Origin of the sequence: Bradyrhizobium sp. 2TAF36, from assembly GCF_052114925.1 — a bacterium.
GTDB lineage: Bacteria > Pseudomonadota > Alphaproteobacteria > Rhizobiales > Xanthobacteraceae > Bradyrhizobium > Bradyrhizobium barranii.
On the sequence record NZ_JBFRFR010000019.1, the window covers coordinates 63,731 to 85,191 of the forward strand.

A 21,461-nucleotide genomic window follows, 5' to 3' on the forward strand; every position below is an offset into this window, starting at 1 on the left:
GTTTTGACGCGTTTTCTTGACGCGAACCGGTTTCCACTTCGCTCGAAAACGCTCTACGACGCCTGCTTCAGCCGCTCCTGCGCCTCCAGCAGCTTGGCCTTCCGCGCCAGCGCCGCCTCGCGCTTTTCGCGCTCCTCCTCGACGACCTCTTCGGCCGCATTGGCGACGAACTTCTCGTTCGCCAGCTTGGACTCGGCGCGCTTGATGTCGGCGTCGGCCTTGCCGATCTCCTTGTCGAGGCGCGTGCGCTCGGCGGCGACGTCGATCACGCCCTTCAGCGGCAACGCGGCCACCTCGCCGCGCACGAGGAGCTGGACCGCACCATCAGGTGCGCGGTCGGCGAAGGAGATGTCGGACAGCCGTGCCATGCGCTTGATGACGTCGGTCCAGCGCGGCGCGCGTTCCTTCGTCTCGGTCGAGGCGCCCGCGAGCACCAGCGCCGTCAGCGTCGCCGGCGGGATGTTCATCTCGGCGCGCACCGAGCGGATCTGCGTGACGAGGTCGATCACCCAGCCGATCTCGGCTTCCGCCTTGGGATCGGTGAAGTCGGCATGGTCGAAGATCGGCATGATCAGGACCGGCGAGATCAGCGGATCAGTCGGCCCGGCTGCCGCGGCGAGCATCGCGAGTTGCTCCGGCGTCGGCTCGGACGGTTTCAGCGGCCATTGCGCCAGCGCCAGCAGGCCGTCGCGCTTGGCCGTCACCTCCCACAGCTCTTCGGTGATGAAGGGCATGAAGGGGTGCAGCAGCTTCAGGATCTCGTCGCGCGCCCAGGCGACCATGGCGCGGGTTTCGTCCTTGGCGGGGCTGTCCGGACCGAGCAGTACGGGCTTTGCGAGCTCGACATACCAGTCGCAATAGACGTTCCAGACGAAGCGGTAGATCGCACCGGCCGCGTCGTTGAAGCGATAGGCTTCGATTGCCTCGGTCACCTCGCGCGTGGTGTGGGCGCTCTCATGCGCGATCCAGCGGTTCAGCGTCTCCTTGGCCTTCGCCGGCTCGAAACCTTCGGGCACGGCGCAGTGGTTCATCTCCGCGAAGCGCGACGCATTCCAGAGCTTCGTCGCGAAATTGCGGTAACCCTCGACACGGCTGGTGGCGAGCTTGATGTCGCGTCCCTGCGCCGCCATGGCGGCCAGCGTGAAGCGCAACGCGTCGGCGCCGTATTCGTCGATCAGGTTGAGGGGGTCGATGACGTTGCCCTTCGACTTCGACATCTTGGCGCCCTTCTCGTCGCGGACGAGGGCGTGGATGTAGATCGTCGAGAACGGCACTTCCTTCATGAAGTGCAGGCCCATCATCATCATCCGGGCGACCCAGAAGAAGATGATGTCGAAGCCGGTCACCAGCGCGTTCGTCGGGTAATAGCGCTGCACTTCCGGCGCGTCCTCGGGCCAGCCGAGCGTCGAGAACGGCCACAGTGCCGAGGAGAACCAGGTGTCGAGCACGTCCTCGTCACGCGTGATGAAGCCTTCGCGCTTGTTGCGGTCGAGCGCCATCTCGCGGCCCTGCTCGGCCGTGATGACCTCCTGCTCGACGTAATAGCCGAGCGCGTGGCTGACGGCCTCCTCCTCGGTCTCGGCGACGAACACCTTGCCATCGGGGCCGTACCACGCCGGGATCTGATGACCCCACCACAGCTGGCGCGAGATGCACCAGGGCTGGATGTTCTCCATCCACTCGAAATAGGTCTTTTCCCAGTTCTTCGGCACGAACGTCGTTTCGCCCGAACGCACCGCCGCGATCGCGGGCTTTGCCAGCGTCTTGGCGTCGACGTACCACTGGTCGGTCAGATAGGGCTCGATCACGCTGTTCGAGCGGTCGCCGTGCGGCACCATGTGGGTGTGCGGCTCGATCCGCTCGACGAAGCCGAAGGATTCCAGTCGCTCGACGATGCGCTTGCGCGCCACGAAGCGGTCGACCTTGTTGAACTCCTCGGCGAACTGCGAAGCGCCTTCCGGCAGGTCGCGCAGGTAATCCTCGTTGTCGAGGAGATCGAGACAACCTTCCTTGTCGAGCACGCTGATCCGGCGCAGGCCATGGCGATTGCCGACCTCGAAGTCGTTGAAGTCGTGCGCCGGCGTCACCTTCACCGCGCCCGAGCCCTTCTCCGGATCGGAATACTCGTCGGTGATGATCTTAATCTTGCGACCGACCAACGGCAGGATCACGTTCTTGCCGACCAGCTTCTGATAACGCTCGTCGTCGGGATGCACGGCCACGCCGGTATCGCCGAGCATGGTCTCGGGCCGCGTGGTGGCGACGACGATGAAGCTCGAGGGATCCTCGGGGCTGAACGTCTTGCCCTCGATCGGATAGCGCAGATACCACAGGCTGCCCTTGACCTCGGTCTGCTGTACTTCGAGATCGGAGATCGCGGTCAGCAGCTTGGTGTCCCAGTTCACCAGCCGCTTGTCCTTGTAGATCAGGCCGTCGCGATGCAGCTCGACGAACACCTTGATGACGGCCTTCGACAGGCCCTCGTCCATGGTGAAGCGTTCGCGCGACCAGTCGCAGGAGGCGCCGAGGCGCTTGAGCTGGTTGATGATGGTGTCGCCGCTCTCGGCCTTCCACTGCCAGACCCGCTCCAGAAACTTCTCGCGGCCCATCTCGCGGCGGCTGGGCTGCTGGCGCTCCATCAGCTGCCGCTCGACCACCATCTGGGTGGCGATGCCGGCATGGTCGGTGCCGGGCTGCCACAGCACGTCGCGGCCGCGCATGCGCTCGAACCGGCACAGGATGTCCTGGAGGGTGTTGTTGAGGGCGTGGCCCATATGCAGCGAGCCCGTCACGTTCGGCGGCGGGATCACGATGGTAAAGGGCACTGCGTCGCGGCGGTCGGGGCGGCCGGCCCTGGAGGCAAGGCTGTCCTCCCACACGACGGACATGCGGGCTTCGATATCGGCGGGCTGGTAATTTTTCTCGATCATGGGCTGCTAGAAAGCCGCGCGCGGGGGGCAAGTCAACGAAAAGGTCCGGGAGAGGATCAACGGAAAGCCCGGCGGAAAAACGGCTTTCCGGCCGGTCGGCGGGCCAAACAGGCGCATAAGAGGGGCTTTATGAGGGCTCGGGAGCCGCCCTCACCTGCCGCCGCGCGAGACCCGCTCGATTTCGGCCTTCACGATGCGTTCAACGAGGCCCGGCAGGTTGTCGTCGAGCCAGGATTTCAGCATCGGACGCAGCATCTCCTTGACCAGATCTTCCAGCGTCCGCGCATTGCTGCTGAGCACCGTGTGGGCCAGGGAATTGAAGGCGGATTCGACCGCCGAGACCGTCGATTGGGCCAGGATCGGCTGTTGGGGCGGTACCGGCGGCGCATCGTAGTCCACCGCCGCATAGGACGATGACGGCATCAGGCGCAGCGGCGATTCGGCGAATTCCAGATCGTCGCGCGGCTCGACCTTGCGGAAGCTCGGCGGCGGCGGAGGCGGCGTCGGCTCCGGATCCACCGCCATCTCGTCGGTCAATTCGAGCACGTCGGGTTCAGGTTCGGGCTCTGGCTCAGGTGCACGGACCTCGGGCGCAGGCGTAGCCGCGTCCAGCCCCGCCAGCAGAGCATCAATATCGTCCTGGTTATTGGATGCATCCGCCGCAGGTGCGGGCGGCGGCGGCGCTGGAGCCGGCTTCGCAACCGGCGGCGGCGCGGGCTTCTCGGCAGCAGGTTTCGCGGGAGCGACCTTGGATGGCGGAATGTCGTTCATTGCTGACGGCTTCGGCGCAGCTGCAGCGGGCGCTGGCTTGGCAGCTTCGGCCGGCGGCGGCTTGGCCTCATCGTCGGCAATGATGCGCCGGATCGAGGCCAGAATCTCCTCCATCGAGGGTTCTGTGACCTTTGCAGGCTGCGTCATCTCCGACTCCACATCATCAACGCCCTCGCATGCGTTGTTTTACACCAAGCACGACAGGATTGGCCGGTTCCGCAACGGACGCCCCGACATTTTCGTCGCGGCGGCCCGACTTGTCCCCAGTTCACGGCTCAACGTGCGGCGGTGCGCCCCTGCCCTCGGCACTCAAGCCTTTACGCACACGACATCAGGTGCCGGGCGAATCGACCCGCATCTTCTTGGCAAGGCTATGTCAGGGATTTTGATGATTGCAAGCAAAGCACCAGTCGGCCTCGGCTGTTTGCGAGGCCGACCGGATGACTACGGACCTTAGCGTCCGTCAGGCGTGCGCACGCCGGCCCAGCTGTCGCGGACCTGATGGTAGTGAACGCTCGCATCATAAACCGTGGTCGCAAGGCCGAGGACCTGCGGCGACAGACGGCCGATGGCGGCCAGAACCTGATAGGACGCGACCACGCGGTCGTGCTGTGCGGTCACCAGCGCGACGCGCGCGTTGACCAGCGCCTGCTGCGCGTTGAGCACGTCGAGGGTGGTACGCTGACCAGCCTTGGCTTCTTCGCGCACGCCGTTCAGCGCGATCTCGGACGCCGTGACCTGCGCCTGCGCGGACTGCACCTGGGCCTTGCCGGCCTGCAGCGAACCCCACCACTGCACGACCGTCGCGCGGGTCTGGTCGCGGGTGGTTTCGAGGTTGAGACGCTGCTGCGCCAGGTTTTCCTTGGACTGGCGGATCAGCGAATATGTATTGCCGCCATCGTAGAGCTGCCAATTGGCCTGCGCGATGGCGGACGCGTTGAACGACCTGTATTGAATCAAGGACTGTTCGTTCCCCTGCGTGGCCCCCACCTGCAACGCGATCGTCGGCAGCAGCGCGCCTTCGGCGACCTTGACCTGCAGAAAGTTGACGTCGATGCCGAACATCGCGGCCGTGACGTTGGGATGTTCGATCAGGCCGAGCTCGACTGCCCCGGCGAGGCTTGCGGGCAAGAAACGATCCACCGGCGAACCGGGCGCGAGGTTCGTCGGCTCGTTGCCGATGATGCGGCGGAAGTTCGCGCGCGTCGTGGTGAGATTTGCTTCGGCCGTGAGGGCCTGCGTCTTGCCAGCCGCCAGCTGCGCTTCCGATTGCGCAACGTCGGTGCGCGTCACTTCGCCGACGTTGAAGCGATCACGCGTCTGCTTCAGCGTCTGCTCGAGCACGCGCACGTTGCTGCGCTGGACTTCGAGCGTAGCCGCATCGCGCAGATAGTCCATGTAGATCGACGCGCCCTGAAGCAGCACGCTCTGATCCAGGCTGCGCAGCGCTTCGCGGGAGCCGGAAACCTGGCTCTCGGCGGCGCGCGTCCTGTTGCCGGTGATGTTGCCGTTATAGAGCGTCTGCGTGACGGTCACACCCACGCTGCGCGGCACGCTGGGCCCGTTGATTGGTGTGTTACCCGGCCCCGGCGAACTCAACGTATCCTGATATTGATAGCCGCCGTTCGCCGTCAGCGCGACCCTGGGGCGATAGCCCGACAACGCCTGAGGCACGTTCTCGTCGGTCGAGCGCACCTGGGCGCGCTGTGCGTTGAGCTGCGGATTGTTCTGATAGGCGCGCACCAAGGCGGCCTCGATCGTGTCCGCCAAGGCAGGCGTCGGCCCGGCAAGCGCCAGCAGCAGGACCGAAACCGCAGCTCCGGTGAAGAGCTTCACCCCATGCATCCCTTAAATTCCGTTCATTCTAACGCCCCGCTCGTGCCCGCGAGCTAGGATACCGTCTACCGAGTGGAGTCGTTGCCCCTCAGCAACATAGGCCGCCAATTGGCGCAACGGAACCACCTGAAGGTAGTTCCCGGTGGAAACTCTTCACGTGCAGCATCCGGGCCACACTTCTGATTCAGAACGGGATTTTAACGGGCCAAAGCCCTCAATCGGGACTTCAGAAGACGAAAGCGGCGGCCCGTTCCAACCCGGGAAGGACCGGAGCTGCGGCATCGAACAGCGCCCGATGGCCGAATTCACCGTGGGTATGGGTCACGATCATGGCCCGGGGGGGCGTGGATTGGGCCGACACCCCCACGAGGCGCCCGCCCTCCTTGAGCTGCCCGAGCAGCGCCTCAGGCGTCACCTCGAAGGCGCCGTTGAGGATAATGACGTCATAGGGAGCGGCAGAGGGATCCCCTTCGGCGCAGGCTGCGGCCTTGCACGTGACGTTGGCGAGGCTGGCGCAAGCATCCTTGGCCTTCGCGGCCAGGGCCGAATCACATTCCGTCGCGGTGACCTGACGGGCGAGCGTAGCCGTCAGCGCGGCGAGGTAGCCCGTGGCGCAGCCGACCACCAGCACGTTGTCCCCCTCGCCGATTTCGGCGGCCTGGAGCAGCTTACCGGTCAGCTGCGGCTTGATCAGGAACCGCTTGGCCCCGCCTTCGCTCACGTCGAGATCGAGGTCGAGATAGGCCAATGCCTGCCTGGCAACCGGCACGAACGCCTCGCGCGGAACTGTGAGCATCGCGTCGAGAATACGGCGATCGGTGACGTCATTGGTGCGCACCTGGCCATCGACCATTTTTAGGCGCGCGGTCGAGAAACCGGACATTTGCGGACCCTGCAATGCGGACGATGCCGCGGACGAAATTTGGCGGCATCTTTGGAACAGGCTCCGCGAAAACGCAACACGTCCGTTGGCCCGGCGGACCAGGCTGCGCAACCCGAGGCGTCAAGGTGATCGATGAGCTATTCGATCGTGACTGCGAGGCGGCCGATCAATGCGGCGACTTCGTCGAGCCGCGCCGAATCGTGCGCCTCGACGGCGCGCGCGAGGCAGGCCAGGCATTCATCATCGCTGAGCTCGGGAACGTCCGCCGGCAGAATCGAGGGGGCCATTTCGGAACGGTCGAGGACGTCTGGCATTGGAATCACCTCCGTAAGGATCCGGCGCCTGCCAAGCTCGATTTGAATTGGGTCGAATTGGCGTCGCCCTCATGACGCGACCGCGCCCGACACACACAACTGCTTGAGTGCGATTCTGCGCTGGGGCGGATATCACCTGAAGAGGTGCCGCGGCTACATTAGAATGCGGGCGCAGGATATTGAAAACACATTGAAATATGATCTGGATGCTGGGCACGCCGATGCATGGCCCGAAGGGAGTGTCCGTGCGAGCCTGTGCCCCCTGCAAGTTCAGGCGACGGTTGCAAGGTAGAGCTGCGTGTCGAAATAGTCTGCGGCCCGCACGGGTGTGGTGACGCCGGCATCCGTCATGAAGAAGTCACTGACCTGCTGGAGCCATTTCACGACGGTCCCGTCGGAATACAGCCGCTTCCATTCGCGCGAGGAATAGAGCTTCTGGGCCTTGAAGGCTTCCGCGATGTCGGCGGGACGCGACTGCCCGTAATGTGTCTGGAGCGCCTCCGCTGCGGCCGCCGGGTTGCGCACCATGTGGTCGTTCGCTTCCGCCCAGGCGCGGATGATCCGGGCCAGCACGTCCCTGTTCCCCGCATAAAAATCCATCCGCGCGGCCCAGCCGCCGAGCACAGCGGATTGCGGGTAGAAGGCGGAGGCGTCCACCAGCTTGACCGCATCCGGCAACGCCTCGCGGACGGCAATGTTGAACGGCACCCAGAGCGCAACGGCCGGCACCTCGCCGGCAATGAACGCCTTGACGGCGGCGGCCATGCTGCCGTTGACGATCTCGACCTCGGACGGATTGACGTTGTTGGCCCGCAGCGCGCGATCGAGAAAAATGTGCGCCGTGGTTTTCATCGTCGTCGCGATCCGCTTGCCCCTGAGATCGGCCATCCCCTTGACGCCGAGCGTCGGCCGGACCCAGAGCTGCGCGGTCGCGATCTCAATGTCGTTGATGAGAAAGCCCCGGCCGCGGCCGAGCGCCAGATAGTTGGAGATGACGCCGCCGGCCGAGAGGACGTCGAGCTCACCCCGCGCCATCGCCTCGAAGACCTCAGGTCCGGTGTTGAACTCGTGCAATTCGAAATCGATCCCCTCGCGGTCGAACGAGCCGCGATCGAGCCCGGTCCAGATGTGTCCGTCTACGGCGACCACGTGGAGATAACCGAGCCGAATTCTGCTGCGCGCCTGCGCGATGGCTGGCGCCGCGTACATTGACGCGGCCGCCAGCGCCGCGCCGTGCCGCAGCAACTGCCGGCGATTGACACCGAAGATGTTCATGCCGCCGCTCCCGCATTCCGGGCCGCGGACCGAAATCGCTGGGCATGAAATAGCGCGACGCTATCCTTGGGATAGTCGTGCAGGAAGGCCGACAGCCGGACCCGCGTCGTCTCGGCCGCGCCGTCCTGCGCGATCGCCGCAAAGACTTCATCCCAGCGTCGACACATCGCAACCTCGGCTTCATCGGCGTGCGCCAGCTCGCCGCGGAGCTCACTGACTTCGATCGCGTCGGCAAATCCCTTGGGCGTGATGCTGTCGACGCTGCGGAACAGAAATGTATCGCCGACGCTGGCGCGGACCGCCGCACTGACCAGCACGCGCGTGCCGTAATTCTTGTTCAGTCCCTCCAGCCGCGACGCCAGGTTGATGGTGGCGCCCAGCGCGGTGTAGTTCATCCGGTCGCTCGAGCCGATGTTGCCGACCACGGCATCGCCGACATGCAGGCCAAAGCGGGTGTCGTAGGGCGGCCAACCCTCGCGGCGAAACTCCTGGTTGAGCGCTTCGTTGGCCGCAAGGCATGCCAGGATGGCGCGGCAGGCATTGACGGTGTGGTCGGGATCGTCGGCCGGCGCGTTCCAGAACGCCATCACGGCGTCGCCGATATATTTGTCGACCGTGCCCTGGTGCCGCATGATCTCATCCGACAGCACCGCGAAATAACGTGAGGTGTGGATCATCACCTGCGACGGGTCGGCGCGCTCCGTCTTGGCGGTAAAGTCGGCGACGTCGGTGAACAGCACCGTGACCTCACGCCTGGAGCCGCCGAGGCTGAGCGAAGAGCCGGTCTCGATCAGCTGCCGCACGATCTGGCGCGGGATGAAGCTCGCAAAGCTGCGGACCACGCTGCGCATCGTGAACACCGAGCGGCCAAGCTCCTCGATCTCGGCGATGACGGAATGGACGCGCGGCCGCTCGGTAATCTCGAACCGCTGGATCGCGTCGGTCTCGTCGGCCAGTTTGCGCAGCGGCTGCGCCATCAGCGATCCCAGCCAGAACGCAAATGGCAGCGTGGCTCCGACAAAGGCCAGCGCCAACGCGAACAGCGTGCGGCGCTCGTCGATGATCTGCGCATAGAACTCGTCGAGCGGCGCGACCATCGCCATCCGGATATTGGCCGAGCCGGCCGTCTCGAGCCTGTGAACCGCTGCAACGTAGGTTCGGCCCGACGCGTCGGCAAAGAACTGCTGGGCCGCCCCGCCGTCCCGCCAGGAGCGGATGACCGGCACGAGCGCAGGCAGCCGGAGCGCGCCGATCTGTGGCAAGTCGTCCTGCCGCTCCGGAATCTCCGCCATCAGGCGGTTCATCTCGGGATGACCGACGATGCGCCCGGCATCGTTGAACAGGAACGCCAGCCCTGATTGGCCGAGCTTCTGCTCCGCCAGCATGTCCTCGAACCGGTTCAGCAGCAAATCACCCGCAATGACGCCGCGGCGCCCTTCCCTCAACGGCGTCCTCAGCGTGTAGCCCGGCTCGCCCGTGGCGTAGAAGACGTAAGGACCGGTCAACAGCGTCTTGTCGTTCTTGAACGCCTCGACATACCAGGGCCGCTGCCGCGGGTCGTAGCTCGCGGGTCCGGCGACCTCGGCAACCTGAATGAGGTTTTCGGAAAGATACTGCGTGACAGGCGCGGCCCCCGCCGTGCGCGAGATCACGACCAGCCGGAAGGCTGCATCCTCATCGACATTCAAACCCTTCCGGAACGACGGCTGGGCCCGATCGATCACGTCCATCTCGATGAACGAGCCGTCCTCGTAGCCGACATAGAGGTTGAAGAGCTGCGGGTTGTTGCGCAGCATCGCCGCCATCAGGCTGTAGAGCCGCGTATTGTCCGCGATGTCGGCCTCCTGGATCGGCGGCAGGCCGGACAGGATGTCGAGATTGTCGCGGACATTCTTGAACTGCTCGTCGATGTGATCGGCGCCAAGCTGCGCCACCTTCTCGATGAAGCCAGAGGCGGCCGTCCTGGTGATGGCGGTCACGCGTTCGAAGCTGAGATAGACCAGCGTCAGGCCCACAAGCAGCACCACGCCCACGAACACCGTGATGATCGATGTCTGGTAGCCAATGCGAAATACGCGTTTGCTGGTTTTCTCTCCGGTCATCGGAGCTGCCTGAACGCCTCCATCAGTACTTTCGAACGATGGGCTTCGTCGCCGCCGGCGCGGGCGCTGCCGGCGAGACCGAGAAAGTAACCCAGGTCGACCAGCTGTTCGGCCGGTTCTCGGTCTCAAGGTCCTTGTAGCCTCGGACATTGAGATAGCCCTGGTAGCCGTCGGACATCGGGATCATGAAGCCGATCTGCGGACCGATGCCGACCGCCTGGCCGCGGAAGCCACCGAGCTTGGCGCCGGGACCGCTATCGTCGGTGATCTGCTGGAAGAAATAGCCGGCGATGCCGATGTGAACGTTCTTGCTGACGAACTGCGAGGCAGCCCAGTCGACATGAAAATCCATGCCGTTCTGATACTGGAGGGCCCCGTTCATGAAACTATAGGTGAGGCCGCCGACGATCGAGAATTCGTGTCCGGTCTTCGGATCGAGATAGGTGTAGCCGGCACCGACGTCGATCGCGGGGAAGCCAAAACTCAGATTGGCGAGCCGGCTGGAATCATAGGTGCCGCTCGGGATGTTGCCGGTGATGTAGACCAGCTCGTTGTGGACGCCCTGATTCCATTTCAGCGTGCCCTGGTAGAACACGTCGGTCAGCGTCGTGCGGTTGTCGGTGGCACTGCCCGAGATCGTATTGCCGCGCGGACCGGTCAGCGTCGCATCGATGCCGGCGCCAATGTTGCCGGGCGCGGTGAGCACGGTGAAGCCGGCTTGGCCGCCGAGCACCGGCATCGGCGAGGTGTAGGTGATGCCCATGACGAGCGCGTCGGCATGTGCGTTGAGGCCGGCGGTCACCGAGCCGGGTATGCCGCCGCTGGTGACGAAGTTCTGCCCTCCTCCGGCCTTTTCGTTGAGGTGAAGGTAGATCGTCGAGTAGGCCCATCCAGGCGTTACGGGAACGGCGGCCAAGCTGCCGAAGATGCCCGGAAGCCAGAAGCTCACGCCGCCGGAAGCGGCAAGCGCGGGCTGAGCGGTAAAGCTCGCCAGCGCCAATGCAGTCCCGAGCCCGGCTTTGCGAATGTGTCCCGTCACGTCGCGTCTCCCTATTCTCGTCACGTCTTCCACCCAAACGCATCACGCTCGTCCAATTGCACTACTTCTTGGCGCCCCCGATCGTGGTGGCGACACGCTCGGCATCGGGCAGTTTCCAGCTGTGGTCGAACAGCGGCTGCTCGGGCCCGTAGAGGCGGAATAGCAACTCGAACTTCCGCGCCGGATCGGTCGGCACCCAATTGGCTTCCTTGCCCTCCGGCGCCTTCGGACCGAAATAGACATCGACCGAACCGTCGGCATTCTTCTGGATGCCCGGGCTGATCGAAGCCCGGCTTGCGCTCGGCATGTTCCGCACCAGCGCGTGCGTCTCGCGGTCGTAGACGGTTGCGGACCAGTATTGCTTGACCGGCGCGTTGGCGGGCACCGTCAGGCGATAGGTGGCGGCGCCGTCGAACGGCTGGCCATCCCTGTCCTTGTTGGCCAACAGGTAGAACTGCGCGGTGCCCAGTCGCTTGATACCGGTGAAGCCAAGCGTGTAGGAGACGCCGCGCATGTCGACCGGATAGGTGTTCGGATCGGCGTATCCAGTGCTCGCCGCCTTGACCATCTCCGCTACCGCAGCCGGGAACCAGCGGATGCCCGGGTTGATTACGGCGAAGCCGGCGTCGTAGCGCTGTTCGAGTATCGCGTGGGCTTCGCGGGCGGCTTGATCGAGCAGCGCAACGGTCTTCTGATCCGGATTGAAAGCCTTGCCTTTCTCGATGCCAATGCTCGCGAGCTGGTCGATCATGGCGCGATCGCGATCGAGCCACGGCTCGTTCTGCACCACGCGGTCGAGGCTGCGATAGAAGCTCGCATCGAAGGGAATCGTGGAGTCGAACAGCACGTCGTAGGCGTCGGTGAAATTGGTCTGCGGCGGATCCTTCGCCTGCGCGAGGGGGTAGACCTTGACCTGCTTGCCGTAGGAGACCGACTTCGCCACGTCGGCATCGCCGTGGCTTGCGAGATTGGAGCGCAGCAGCGCGAAGCCGCTGAACGTGTCCGACTGAAGCGAGATGTAGCCCGCGGGCGCGTCGCCCTTGTAACCGGGCGGCAGGATCAAATATTTGCCGCCCTGCCCCTTGTCGGCGCCTTCGGGACCTGCGTCCTCCAGCGGCATCTGCCACGCCGTGACGATGTTGCCCGCGATCGAGCCGCCTTGCGCCGGGGGAATGTCGATCACGACCGGGCCGTCCTTCACGTTCCAGAACGACATCAGATAGATCGAGTCCGGATTGGGCGTCAGCGTCTGGTTCTTCCAGTTCACCGGCTTCGACCAGTAAATGACCTCGTTCGGCTTTGCCTTGGTCGTCCCAAGCATGGTCTGCAGCATGAGATCGGCATTCACCGCCGGCATGCCCCAGATCATAGCCTCGACCGCGCGACGCTGGATAGTGCGCGCGGCAAGTTCATCCGGCGACAGGCTCTGCGCGTGCACATTTGCGGCCATCAGCATCGCGGCGACGACCCCGGTGATCAAATGTCTCATGACAACCTCCATCTGTTCGCCGTTCAGCTCACGGGCTTCGGCTCCGGGAATTTCCACTTGCCGTTCAGGACTTCGGGGCGCGGCCGATAGAGCCGGACGGTGTAATTCCAGCCCTTCATGATCGGCAGGCAGTTCGGGATCTTGCCGTCACAGCCACCGAACTGGACCACCGTGGAGCCGTCGGCTGATTTCGTCGCCGTCAGATTGTTGAGCGAGTAAGCGTTGTAGGGGTTTTTCTCGAAATAGCCCTCGGCGTTGTAGAGACTGATCGACCAGAAGCCGTCCACCGGCACATTGCCGGGGACGGTCAGCTTGTAGACGGTGCTGCCGTCGTTCTTCTCGGGGGTGACGCTGAGATAGGTGGCGTCCTTGTCGGGATTGCCGCCCCATCCCGCGGCGGTCGCGATCAGGTGCCGGATCGGATCGACCTGCCCCTTGGCGCCAAACGCATCCTTGAAGCCGCCTGCGGTTGAGGACAGCACCAGGAGCGCGTCCCGCACCTTCTTCTGGCTGACCGGATCCCAATTCGGTATCTCGAACTTGCCCGGGGCCTTCTGGCTGATCGTGACGGCGTCCTGGACTGCGCGGACCTTCTCGACATCCTTGGGATCGTTGGGATCGACGAGGGTTCGAAGCCCGATCAGCGCATAGCGTGTGCCGACCCTCTTCCGATCGTAGGTGTAACTTCCGGCGCGATACTCTATGTCGCCGACGATGTAGTGATCCTCGTTGACCACCATCAACGACCGGAACCGCTTGCCAGCGTCCGGCAACTTGATCGTTACCGGTCCCGCATCGAGATCAACGACGGTCATGGAGTACAGCGTGTCACGATTCGACCGGATGACGCCCTGCTTATCGATCGCCATCGGCTCGCGATGGTGAAACAGCTTGCCGATGCCACCGGCGTCCTTGACGCCGTTGCCGAAGTACAGGTCGGATTCCGCGCGCCCAAAATTATCGACCGTCACCGGGACCGGCGACTGCGCCTGCGTGGCCGAGGTGAGGATGAGGAACGAAGCCGTCAGCACTGCTCTTTTCATGCGCCCTCTCGCTAGAACGGATTGACGTAATTCAGGATCGCGACCTGCCGCAGGATCACGCGGCGCACGACGTGGGTCGGTTTGACGTGATCGGTGTAGATCGCAGCCGTTCCGGCGCTGCCGGCCGGCAACCGTTTGACGAAATCGGCGTCGTCGAGCTTGACGCGCACGACGAAGGGGGCGGCCTCGATGGCTTTCGGCAGGACTGCCGTGCCCGATGTCTGCACCTGTCCGGTCGCGATCGCCTGGAGCACGCTCTCGACCTTGCCGGAGTAGATCTGCCCAGGTGCGAATTTGAATGTGGCCTCGACCTCCTGGCCGGGCGCCACGTAGCGCGCATCGTTCTGGTTGATCTCGACGCCGATGATGGTGCTTGAGACGTCAATGAACGCCATCACCGGCGCCAGCGGCAGGTTCGCCACGCGCGCGCCCTTGCGCAGCGCGAGATTGGTGACGTAGCCGTCGGCCGGCGCGCGCACCACTGTCTTGTCGAGATTCCACTGCGCGGCCTCGAGCTGGCCGGAGAGCTGGTCGGCCTCCGATTGCCGCTGTTCGACATCGAAGCCGCGGCCGGCGTCGCGCTCGTAGAGCTGCGTCATCTGGCCGAGGCGCGTCTTGGCGAGCTTGAACTGCGCGTCGATCGCCTTGACCTGCGCCGCGTAAGGCGTCGGGTCGATCTTGAACAGGACATCGCCTGCCCTCAACGGCGCGTTGGCGAGAACCGGAACATCCGTCACCTCGCCCGCCACATCAGGCACGATCGAGACTGCATTGCGCACGACCAGCGCATTGCCCTGCGGTGCGCCCCACCCCATCGGGATCAGCAGTCCGAACAGCAGCAGCACCAGCACGATCGCGGGCGACGCCTTCCAGAACAGGTTGAAGCGTACGATCCCGAAATGCACCAGCAGGAACAGCAGCACGAGATAGGTATTAAAGAGCGCGACACCCATCACGCATCTCCCGCCTTGCGTGCGGGCACGTCGAGATAGGCCCAGATCAACGCGATCGGCCACAGCGCGAAGCCGAAGAACAGCGTGATCCAGCCGGCGACAGTCACTGCCTGCGCATGAGGATGGTTGCGCGACTTCGCGATGTGGCCGGGCAGCCAGCCCGCGATACAGACCACGCCGATCGCGCTGGCGAGCAGGATCACCAACACGATCCAGGCGAAGATGTCGTAGCCGCTCATGACCGCCGCCTCATTGCGTCAGTGACGTGCCTTCATTGGCAGTAGTCCCAAAAACCCTGCGTGCGGGATGGATCGGTGTAGTACCAGCACATCCCCGGCGCGGGCGCAGCACCCGCCCAGGCCACAGCCGTGGCCGCTGTCACGAAGCCGATCGCAGCACCGGCGGCGATCGCGCCGCCCCTCGGCCAGTGGTAATAGCCGGGTCGCGCCCAGCCGCCGCGCCCGGCCACGGCCGTGGTGCTGCGGACGGCGACGTTGCCGCGCGGTCCGACCACTGCGGTCCGGCCGCGATAGGCGGCGCCTCGGGGGCCGACCACGGCGCCGCCACGATGGACCACGGCCCCACCACGCGGCCCCATGGCGGCCCCGCCGCGGCGAACAGCGGCACGCACCTCGATCAGATCGGATGGTCCAGTCGCGCCCTGCTGGATTGCCGCTGGCTGGAGCGGCGCCGCCGCCACCGTTCCGACCGGAAGCGACGCGCCGGTTGCCAGCGCCAGCAGGCAGTTCGTCCACCGAAACATGCGCATATGTCCAGACATCCTTGTCCTCCCTTTGTTATTGCTGTCATTGATGCAGCTTCCCGCACGCGTCCTCGTCATTGCGACGCTTCCGCGGTGCCGCGTTCGGACGCAAACATCGTCGTCCAGTCCTTTGTCATGTCGACGACGGTCCAGCCGAGCTGCATGGCCTCGTCCCAGGCCTTGTCGAGCTTTCCGATCTTGGACTCCCTGTCGTAGGAATATTCGCGGGCCGCATCGGTGTGATGGACGATGCCGACGAAGCGCGCGCCGGGGCCGGCCGCAGTCCATTGCAGCATCTGGTGGTCGCCGTCCGAATTGCCGAAGGCAAGAATCGGGCGGCGGCCGATGAAGCGGTTGATGCCCGACGGCTTGCCGGGACCGTCGGCGATGAACTCGACCTTTGGCAGCTTCATCAGGACGGGTTTGCCATCGGCGTCGATCTTGAATTGCGTGACGCCGGAGGAGCCGACCACCTGCTCCGGCGGAATGCCGTAAGCCTTCTCGGCCCAGACCCGCATGAACTCGACACCGCCGCCTGATACGATGAAGGTCTTGAAGCCGTTCGCGCGCAGGGAGGCGAGCAGCTCCACCATCGGCTGGTAGACGAGCTCGTTATAAGGGCGATGAAAGCGCGGGTGCTGCGCCCGGGTGAGCCAGTCGGCAACCGAGGCAGCGTAAGCGTCGGTCGTCACGCCGCTGTGGGAGGCCGCGATCAGTGTCAGCAGACCCTTCTCACCCTGCGCCGCCAGCGCGTCCTTGTTGCCTGAGAGGAACGCCTTGAAGGGCTGCTGCTGCTTCCACTCGGGATGCTGCGGCGCCATCGCCCTGACGCTATCGAGGCCGAAGGCCGCCTGGAAATAAATTGGCTGTTCGCACCAAAGTGTACCGTCGTTGTCGAACACGGCAACGCGCTCCGCCGGCGGCACGAAATCGACTCCGCCTGGCGAGGTCACCCGCCCAACAAAGTCGATGATTGATGTCTTCGTGACCCCGTCGTTCCACGAAGGTAGAGGTCCGGTTCGAGCAAAAGCTGCCGCACTCCAGACCGCGACAGCATTGATGGCGGCGAAACCGATCAGAAACCCACGCCGGGTGGCAGATGCGAGGGAAACGGGCATTCTGGATCTCACAGGCGCAAGTGAGTAACTACGAAGGTGGCACCGGCCCGCAACGACGCGGGCCGGTGAGGATGGGGTGTCAGCTATTTGACTCCGCGTTGCTGGAGCTGCTGTTCGATCATCTGATTGACGCCCGAGCGTATCTTGTCGATGCTCTGGGCGCGTTGTCCCGCCCTGGCGCGGTTGTCCTTGATCTCATCGAGCTGCTCTTCAAGGATCGTGGCCGGTACGAAACTCGGTGGGAACGACCGCGGCGGAAAATCCTTGAAGGTCATGACGAAGGCGCCGACGTCGTCCATCGCGCCGTAGACCTGCCCGACATGGTTGAGTTGCCAGTCCCAGAATGTGTTCGAGGTGATGTCAGCCCTCTCGAACGGATCCTGAAGCAGGTTGAATATCTTCTGGAGGCGTAGCTTGGTGAAGGGCTCGGCCCAGACGCCCAGTGTGCCGGGCAGACGCTGCTCGGCGTAGACATACTTGTAGTCGCCCTTGCGCAAGGCCACGAGCAAGCCGTCATCATCCGAGTAGAAGAACTTGTCACGAGCGCTCTTGGTGCCGTTGTTGTTGCCGGCCGTGCCGCTGACGTTGCGCAGGAATGCGGTCTGGTCGAACCCGTCGAGATGGACCTTGTAGTTGATGCCGTTGGCGGTGTACCCGGCGCTCAGCCTGTTGACGATGTCGGGCTCACCTGCCGCCGAGCACAACGTCGGAATCCAGTCGTTGTGGCTCATCAGCTCATTGGTGACCGTGCCCGGCTTGATGACGCCCGGCCAGCGCACCAGGCACGGCACGCGGAAAGCGCCTTCCCAGTTGGTGTTCTTCTCGGAACGGAACCAGGTCATCGCGCCGTCCGGCCAGCTGTTCATGTGAGGACCGTTGTCGCTGGAGTAGACGACGATGGTGTTGTTGGCGATCCCCATATCGTCGAGGGCTTTGAGCAGAGTACCTACCGTATCGTCATGCTCCTGCATGCCGTCGATGTATTCGCTGTCGCCATGCGTGTAGCGGCCGCGATGATCGGTACGCACATGGGTGCGCAAATGCATGCGCGTGGCGTTGAACCAGCAGAAGAACGGTTTGCCGGCGGCCTGTTGCCGTTTCATATAGTCGATGGCCGCGGCCGACGTCTCGTCGTCGATCGTTTCCATGCGCTTCTTGGTCAGCGCGCCGGTATCTTCGATGGTCTGTTTGCCGATCTTGCCGAAGCGGGGGTCTACGGTCGGATCGTCGCGGTCTGCAGCCTTGCACCTCAGCACGCCTCGGGGGCCGAACTTGGCGAGGTAGCTGGGGTCTTTGGGATAGTCGGGTAGTTCCGGCTCCTCCTCGGCGTTGAGATGATAGAGATTGCCGAAGAATTCGTCGAAGCCGTTGACGGTCGGCAGCGACTCGTTGCGGTCGCCGACGTGGTTCTTGCCGAACTGTCCGGTGCCATAGCCGAGATTTTTAAGGAGGCCGCCAATCGATGGGTCGAGCTGGCTCATGCCCATCGGCGCACCGGGAAAGCCGACTTTGGTCAGGCCGCTGCGAATGCCGTGTTGGCCGGTCAGGAACGCCGCGCGACCCGCCGTGCATGATTGTTCGCCGTAATAGTGGAGGAACTTGATCCCCTCGCGTCCGATGCGATCGATGTTGGGCGTCTCGTAGCCCATCAATCCGTTGGAGTAGGCGCTGATGTTGGCGATGCCGATATCGTCGCCCCAGATCACGAGAATGTTGGGCTTGCCTCCCGCTGGCTGAGCTGCCGCCGGCGCGCGAGAGGGCGCTGCTTGCTGCGCTTGCGCCAGTGCTTCCGAGGTCAGCGTCGCTGCTGCGACGATCGATGATGTTCCAAGGAGCAGATTTCTGCGGTTGATCGTTTGTTCAGCGTCGGAGGAATTGTTCTTGTTCTTTAGTTCGCCGCTCATTTCTACGCTCCCTGTGTTTCATTGGTCGTTCACGTCAGCCGCTCGGCGTTGCTGCCAGGCGGTCACGCCACGCTATTGCGTGACTTGAAAACTCCTCTGCATCTTCTCGACGATCTGATCGATGCTGAAGCTCGACGGCCGCTGACTCGGGGGAAATTCCTTGAAGGTGGCGAGGAACTCCCCCACAATTCTAGGCGCAGCAATGAACACACCCGCGCCGTCCGTCATGAGCCAGTCGTAGTAGGTGTTCGACGTGATATCCGCGCGCTCGTAGGGGTCCGAGCGCAGATCGAAGATTTTCGGCACGCGCAATTTGGTAAACGGCTCGGCCCAAATTCTTAATGTACCTTGCGCACGCTGCTCTTCGAAGACGACTTTCCAGTTCTCGTAGCGCAGAGCCACCACGTCGCCATCGTCGTCGAAGTAGACAAACTCTTTGCGCGCGCTGCGCTCCTGCTGACCCGTGAGGTGGGGAAGCTGGTTATATCCGTCGAGATGGACCTTGAACGTTTTGCTTCCGGCCTGGTGCCCCCTCAGCAGCTTGTCCTTGATTTCCGGTTCGCCCGCGACCGCCAGCAGGGTCGGCATCCAGTCGAGCGCGCTGATCGTCTCGTTCGAGATCGAGCCGGGTTGAATTCGTCCTGGCCAGCGGATCATGCACGGCACGCGGAACGCGCCCTCCCAGTTGGTGTTCTTTTCGCTGCGGAACGGCGTCGTTCCCGCATCCGGCCAGGAGTTCTGATGCGGCCCATTATCCGTGGTGTAGATCACGACGGTATCGTTACCGATGCCGAGATCGTCGATAGCCTTGAGCACCGTTCCGATCGTCGCATCGTTTTCGATCATGCCGTCGGCGTATTCGGTCCTGGCCGTCAGCCCGGGCGGGCCACGATGGGACTCCCGTACATGCGTGCGAAAGTGCATTCGGGTCGTGTTGAACCAGCAGAAGAATGGCGTGTTGGCCTTCGCCTGACGTTGCATGAAATCGATGGCGGCAGCCGATGTTTCGTCGTCGATCGTTTCCATCCGTTTCTTGGTGAGTGCGCCGGTGTCCTCGATGGTCTGCTTGCCGACCTTGCCCCAGCGCGGATGTTCGGTCGGATCGTCGCGATCCGACGCCTTGCAACGCAGCACGCCCCGTGGGCCGATCTGGTCCCGCATACCGGTCGGATAAAAGCGGTTCTCCGGATCTTCCTCGGCATTGAGGTGGTAGAGATTGCCGAAGAATTCGTCGAAGCCGTGCACGGTTGGCAGATATTCATTGCGGTCGCCGAGGTGGTTCTTGCCGAACTGCCCGGTGGCGTAACCAAGCGGCTTCAACAACTCTGCGATGGTCGCGTCTCGCGCTTGCAGACCCACGGTCGCGCCGGGAATGCCCACCTTTGAAAGGCCGGTGCGCAGCGTGCATTGGCCAGTGATGAACGAGGACCGCCCCGCCGTGCAGCTCTGCTCGGCGTAATAGTCCGTGAACATCATGCCTTCTTTCGCGATGCGGTCGATGTTCGGCGTGCGATAGCCCATCACACCAAAGGAATAGGCGGAGACATTGGTCTGTCCGATGTCGTCGCCGAAGATCACGAGGATGTTCGGCTTGCGGCCGGACGCCGATGAAGCCGCCGGGCTCGCGGCTGAACCCGGCGCCGCTTTCTGCGCTTGCGCCAGTGCCTCCGATGTCAGCGTCGCCGCGGCGACGATGGACGAAGTTCCCAAAAGCAGTTTCCGGCGATTGATCGACTGGTCAGCCCCGGACTGGGTGCTGTTCTTCTCCAACTCGCTGCTCATGCGATACTCCCTATCTTGCTATGTTGCAGCAGACCCTTCTTGTTCGCGATGAACAACGAGAGGCGTCCGCATCACGCAGCGGAAGCCGACATGGCTGGTTGAAGTATCGACCGGCTCGGCGTGGCGCGCCGCGGGGCGGTAGCGACGGCAATAGTTCGGCGCGCAGAGATGCGAGCCGCCCTTCAAGACTTTGCGCGGGATGCGGATGTCGGGTTGACATGGATCAAAGCTCGCCTCCTCGCGGCCGCCGCGGGGATTTCTGGGAATGCAGCAGGGCTTCGCGGCGTCGGCGGCATGCTTTGACGACCACCAATCCGAGGTCCACTCCCAGACATTGCCGATCATGTCGTGGAGGCCGTAGCCGTTCGGCGGGAAAGCCATGACCGGCGAGGTACGCTTGAACCCATCCTCGCCGAGATTCTGGACGGGGAAATTGCCCTGCCAGATGTTGGCCATGTGCTTGCCGCCGGGCATCAGCGCATCGCCCCAGGCGAACTCCTCGCCGTCGAGGCCGCCGCGCGCGGCGAACTCCCATTCCGCTTCCGTCGGCAGTTCCTTGCCGGCCCAGCGGGCATAGGCGGCTGCATCGCTATAGGAGACATGCACGACCGGATGGTCGTCGAGGCCCTTGATGTTGCTACCGGGGCCGTAAGGATGGCGCCAGTTGGCGCCGCGCATGAAGGACCACCATTGGCTCCAGTCGGTGAGATCGGTGATGCGCGGCAGCGGCTCGAACACCAGCGAGCCGGCGTAGAGCATCTCCTTCAGGGCGCCGGGATAGTCCTTGGGGTCGGGAACGATCTGCGCCTCGGTGACGTGGCGGGTCGCGTTGACGAATTGTTTGAACTGCCGGTTGGTGACGGGGGTGCGGTCGATCCAGAAACCGTCGACCGAGACGCGGTGGCTCGGCGCCTCCTCGGGATAATGATGGTCGGATCCCATATGGAAGGTCCCGCCGGGAATGAAGACCATTTCGCCGGTCTTCACGTCGTCCGGCAACCACTCGCAGTGATCCGTATCCGCCCGCAGCATCGTGGAAACTCCGATACGAGTATTCCACCCGGTACTATGGCGCGGATTTCAGCAGGCGTCGACGAGAGCACATCGCCCGGCATTCTGGACGCATTGTCTGGTCCCCTCTTCTTGGCGCCGAGGGTGCGAGATGGGTGTCGTAGACTTGCGTCAGCATCTCTCCCTCTTTTGCGCACATCCTTCGAGCCCGCGGCAACACCATACCGCCTGCCCCGCCCCGCGGTTCG

At 63.8% G+C, this 21,461-nt stretch carries 17 protein-coding genes; all 17 read right to left on the reverse strand.

Annotated features, from left to right (window positions below):
- Window positions 1-53: 53 nt before the first annotated feature.
- The gene (locus AB4Z51_RS13070) at window positions 54-2,930 is read right to left on the reverse strand and encodes a valine--tRNA ligase (protein ID WP_441497514.1); all 2,877 of its coding nucleotides are present in this window, start codon (window positions 2,928-2,930) and stop codon (window positions 54-56) included.
- Window positions 2,931-3,080: 150 nt separating this feature from the next.
- The gene (locus AB4Z51_RS13075) at window positions 3,081-3,815 is read right to left on the reverse strand and encodes a PopZ family protein (protein ID WP_223154042.1); all 735 of its coding nucleotides are present in this window, start codon (window positions 3,813-3,815) and stop codon (window positions 3,081-3,083) included.
- Between the two features lie 339 nt (window positions 3,816-4,154).
- Window positions 4,155-5,546, reverse strand: a complete 1,392-nt coding sequence (locus AB4Z51_RS13080; protein ID WP_071914064.1) for a TolC family outer membrane protein — start codon at window positions 5,544-5,546, stop codon at window positions 4,155-4,157.
- A gap of 217 nt (window positions 5,547-5,763) precedes the next feature.
- Window positions 5,764-6,420, reverse strand: a complete 657-nt coding sequence (locus AB4Z51_RS13085; protein ID WP_167767893.1) for a protein-L-isoaspartate O-methyltransferase family protein — start codon at window positions 6,418-6,420, stop codon at window positions 5,764-5,766.
- Window positions 6,421-6,557: 137 nt separating this feature from the next.
- Window positions 6,558-6,734: a hypothetical protein gene (locus tag AB4Z51_RS13090; protein ID WP_094183926.1), complete on the reverse strand. Its 177-nt coding sequence runs from the start codon at window positions 6,732-6,734 to the stop codon at window positions 6,558-6,560.
- A gap of 270 nt (window positions 6,735-7,004) precedes the next feature.
- A complete protein-coding gene (locus AB4Z51_RS13095) occupies window positions 7,005-8,009 on the reverse strand; it encodes an ABC transporter substrate-binding protein (RefSeq protein ID WP_135213608.1) in 1,005 nt (334 codons plus the stop codon).
- Window positions 8,006-10,111 (reverse strand): adenylate/guanylate cyclase domain-containing protein, encoded by a 2,106-nt coding sequence (locus AB4Z51_RS13100; protein WP_135213607.1) that lies wholly within the window; start codon window positions 10,109-10,111, stop codon window positions 8,006-8,008. The genes AB4Z51_RS13095 and AB4Z51_RS13100 overlap by 4 nt, the downstream gene beginning before the upstream one ends.
- A 22-nt stretch (window positions 10,112-10,133) precedes the next feature.
- Complete coding sequence (locus tag AB4Z51_RS13105; RefSeq protein WP_135213606.1) at window positions 10,134-11,150, reverse strand: SphA family protein; 1,017 nt, start codon at window positions 11,148-11,150, stop codon at window positions 10,134-10,136.
- A 61-nt stretch (window positions 11,151-11,211) separates the two neighbouring features.
- Window positions 11,212-12,639: a DUF1254 domain-containing protein gene (locus tag AB4Z51_RS13110; RefSeq protein ID WP_244623026.1), complete on the reverse strand. Its 1,428-nt coding sequence runs from the start codon at window positions 12,637-12,639 to the stop codon at window positions 11,212-11,214.
- A gap of 23 nt (window positions 12,640-12,662) precedes the next feature.
- A complete protein-coding gene (locus AB4Z51_RS13115) occupies window positions 12,663-13,682 on the reverse strand; it encodes a DUF1214 domain-containing protein (RefSeq protein ID WP_441497515.1) in 1,020 nt (339 codons plus the stop codon).
- An 11-nt stretch (window positions 13,683-13,693) separates the two neighbouring features.
- Complete coding sequence (locus tag AB4Z51_RS13120; RefSeq protein WP_085399542.1) at window positions 13,694-14,635, reverse strand: HlyD family secretion protein; 942 nt, start codon at window positions 14,633-14,635, stop codon at window positions 13,694-13,696.
- On the reverse strand, window positions 14,635-14,874 hold the full coding sequence (locus AB4Z51_RS13125; RefSeq protein WP_014495358.1) for a DUF3302 domain-containing protein: 240 nt from the start codon (window positions 14,872-14,874) through the stop codon (window positions 14,635-14,637). Before AB4Z51_RS13125 ends, AB4Z51_RS13120 begins: the two co-directional genes overlap by 1 nt.
- Before the next feature lie 32 nt (window positions 14,875-14,906).
- The gene (locus AB4Z51_RS13130) at window positions 14,907-15,416 is read right to left on the reverse strand and encodes a hypothetical protein (protein WP_085399541.1); all 510 of its coding nucleotides are present in this window, start codon (window positions 15,414-15,416) and stop codon (window positions 14,907-14,909) included.
- Window positions 15,417-15,472: 56 nt separating this feature from the next.
- The gene (locus AB4Z51_RS13135; RefSeq protein ID WP_441497516.1) at window positions 15,473-16,516 is read right to left on the reverse strand and encodes an HAD family hydrolase; all 1,044 of its coding nucleotides are present in this window, start codon (window positions 16,514-16,516) and stop codon (window positions 15,473-15,475) included.
- Between the two features lie 83 nt (window positions 16,517-16,599).
- Window positions 16,600-18,420 carry an arylsulfatase gene (locus tag AB4Z51_RS13140; RefSeq protein ID WP_135213603.1) on the reverse strand — a complete coding sequence of 607 codons (1,821 nt, stop codon included), beginning with the start codon at window positions 18,418-18,420 and terminating at the stop codon, window positions 16,600-16,602.
- A 72-nt stretch (window positions 18,421-18,492) separates the two neighbouring features.
- Window positions 18,493-20,202 carry an arylsulfatase gene (locus tag AB4Z51_RS13145; protein WP_135213602.1) on the reverse strand — a complete coding sequence of 570 codons (1,710 nt, stop codon included), beginning with the start codon at window positions 20,200-20,202 and terminating at the stop codon, window positions 18,493-18,495.
- Window positions 20,203-20,220: 18 nt separating this feature from the next.
- Window positions 20,221-21,234: a formylglycine-generating enzyme family protein gene (locus AB4Z51_RS13150; protein WP_135213601.1), complete on the reverse strand. Its 1,014-nt coding sequence runs from the start codon at window positions 21,232-21,234 to the stop codon at window positions 20,221-20,223.
- Window positions 21,235-21,461: the final 227 nt, after the last annotated feature.

Coding starts and splice junctions, on each gene's coding strand:
- AB4Z51_RS13070 (WP_441497514.1), bottom strand. CDS start 2,930: ATGATCGAGAAAAATTACCAGCCCGCCGATATCGAAGCCCGCATGTCC.
- AB4Z51_RS13075 (WP_223154042.1), bottom strand. CDS start 3,815: ATGGAGGAGATTCTGGCCTCGATCCGGCGCATCATTGCCGACGATGAG.
- AB4Z51_RS13080 (WP_071914064.1), bottom strand. CDS start 5,546: ATGCATGGGGTGAAGCTCTTCACCGGAGCTGCGGTTTCGGTCCTGCTG.
- AB4Z51_RS13085 (WP_167767893.1), bottom strand. CDS start 6,420: ATGTCCGGTTTCTCGACCGCGCGCCTAAAAATGGTCGATGGCCAGGTG.
- AB4Z51_RS13090 (WP_094183926.1), bottom strand. CDS start 6,734: ATGCCAGACGTCCTCGACCGTTCCGAAATGGCCCCCTCGATTCTGCCG.
- AB4Z51_RS13095 (WP_135213608.1), bottom strand. CDS start 8,009: ATGAACATCTTCGGTGTCAATCGCCGGCAGTTGCTGCGGCACGGCGCG.
- AB4Z51_RS13100 (WP_135213607.1), bottom strand. CDS start 10,111: ATGACCGGAGAGAAAACCAGCAAACGCGTATTTCGCATTGGCTACCAG.
- AB4Z51_RS13110 (WP_244623026.1), bottom strand. CDS start 12,639: ATGAGACATTTGATCACCGGGGTCGTCGCCGCGATGCTGATGGCCGCA.
- AB4Z51_RS13115 (WP_441497515.1), bottom strand. CDS start 13,682: ATGAAAAGAGCAGTGCTGACGGCTTCGTTCCTCATCCTCACCTCGGCC.
- AB4Z51_RS13120 (WP_085399542.1), bottom strand. CDS start 14,635: ATGGGTGTCGCGCTCTTTAATACCTATCTCGTGCTGCTGTTCCTGCTG.
- AB4Z51_RS13125 (WP_014495358.1), bottom strand. CDS start 14,874: ATGAGCGGCTACGACATCTTCGCCTGGATCGTGTTGGTGATCCTGCTC.
- AB4Z51_RS13130 (WP_085399541.1), bottom strand. CDS start 15,416: ATGTCTGGACATATGCGCATGTTTCGGTGGACGAACTGCCTGCTGGCG.
- AB4Z51_RS13135 (WP_441497516.1), bottom strand. CDS start 16,516: ATGCCCGTTTCCCTCGCATCTGCCACCCGGCGTGGGTTTCTGATCGGT.
- AB4Z51_RS13140 (WP_135213603.1), bottom strand. CDS start 18,420: ATGAGCGGCGAACTAAAGAACAAGAACAATTCCTCCGACGCTGAACAA.
- AB4Z51_RS13145 (WP_135213602.1), bottom strand. CDS start 20,202: ATGAGCAGCGAGTTGGAGAAGAACAGCACCCAGTCCGGGGCTGACCAG.
- AB4Z51_RS13150 (WP_135213601.1), bottom strand. CDS start 21,234: ATGCTGCGGGCGGATACGGATCACTGCGAGTGGTTGCCGGACGACGTG.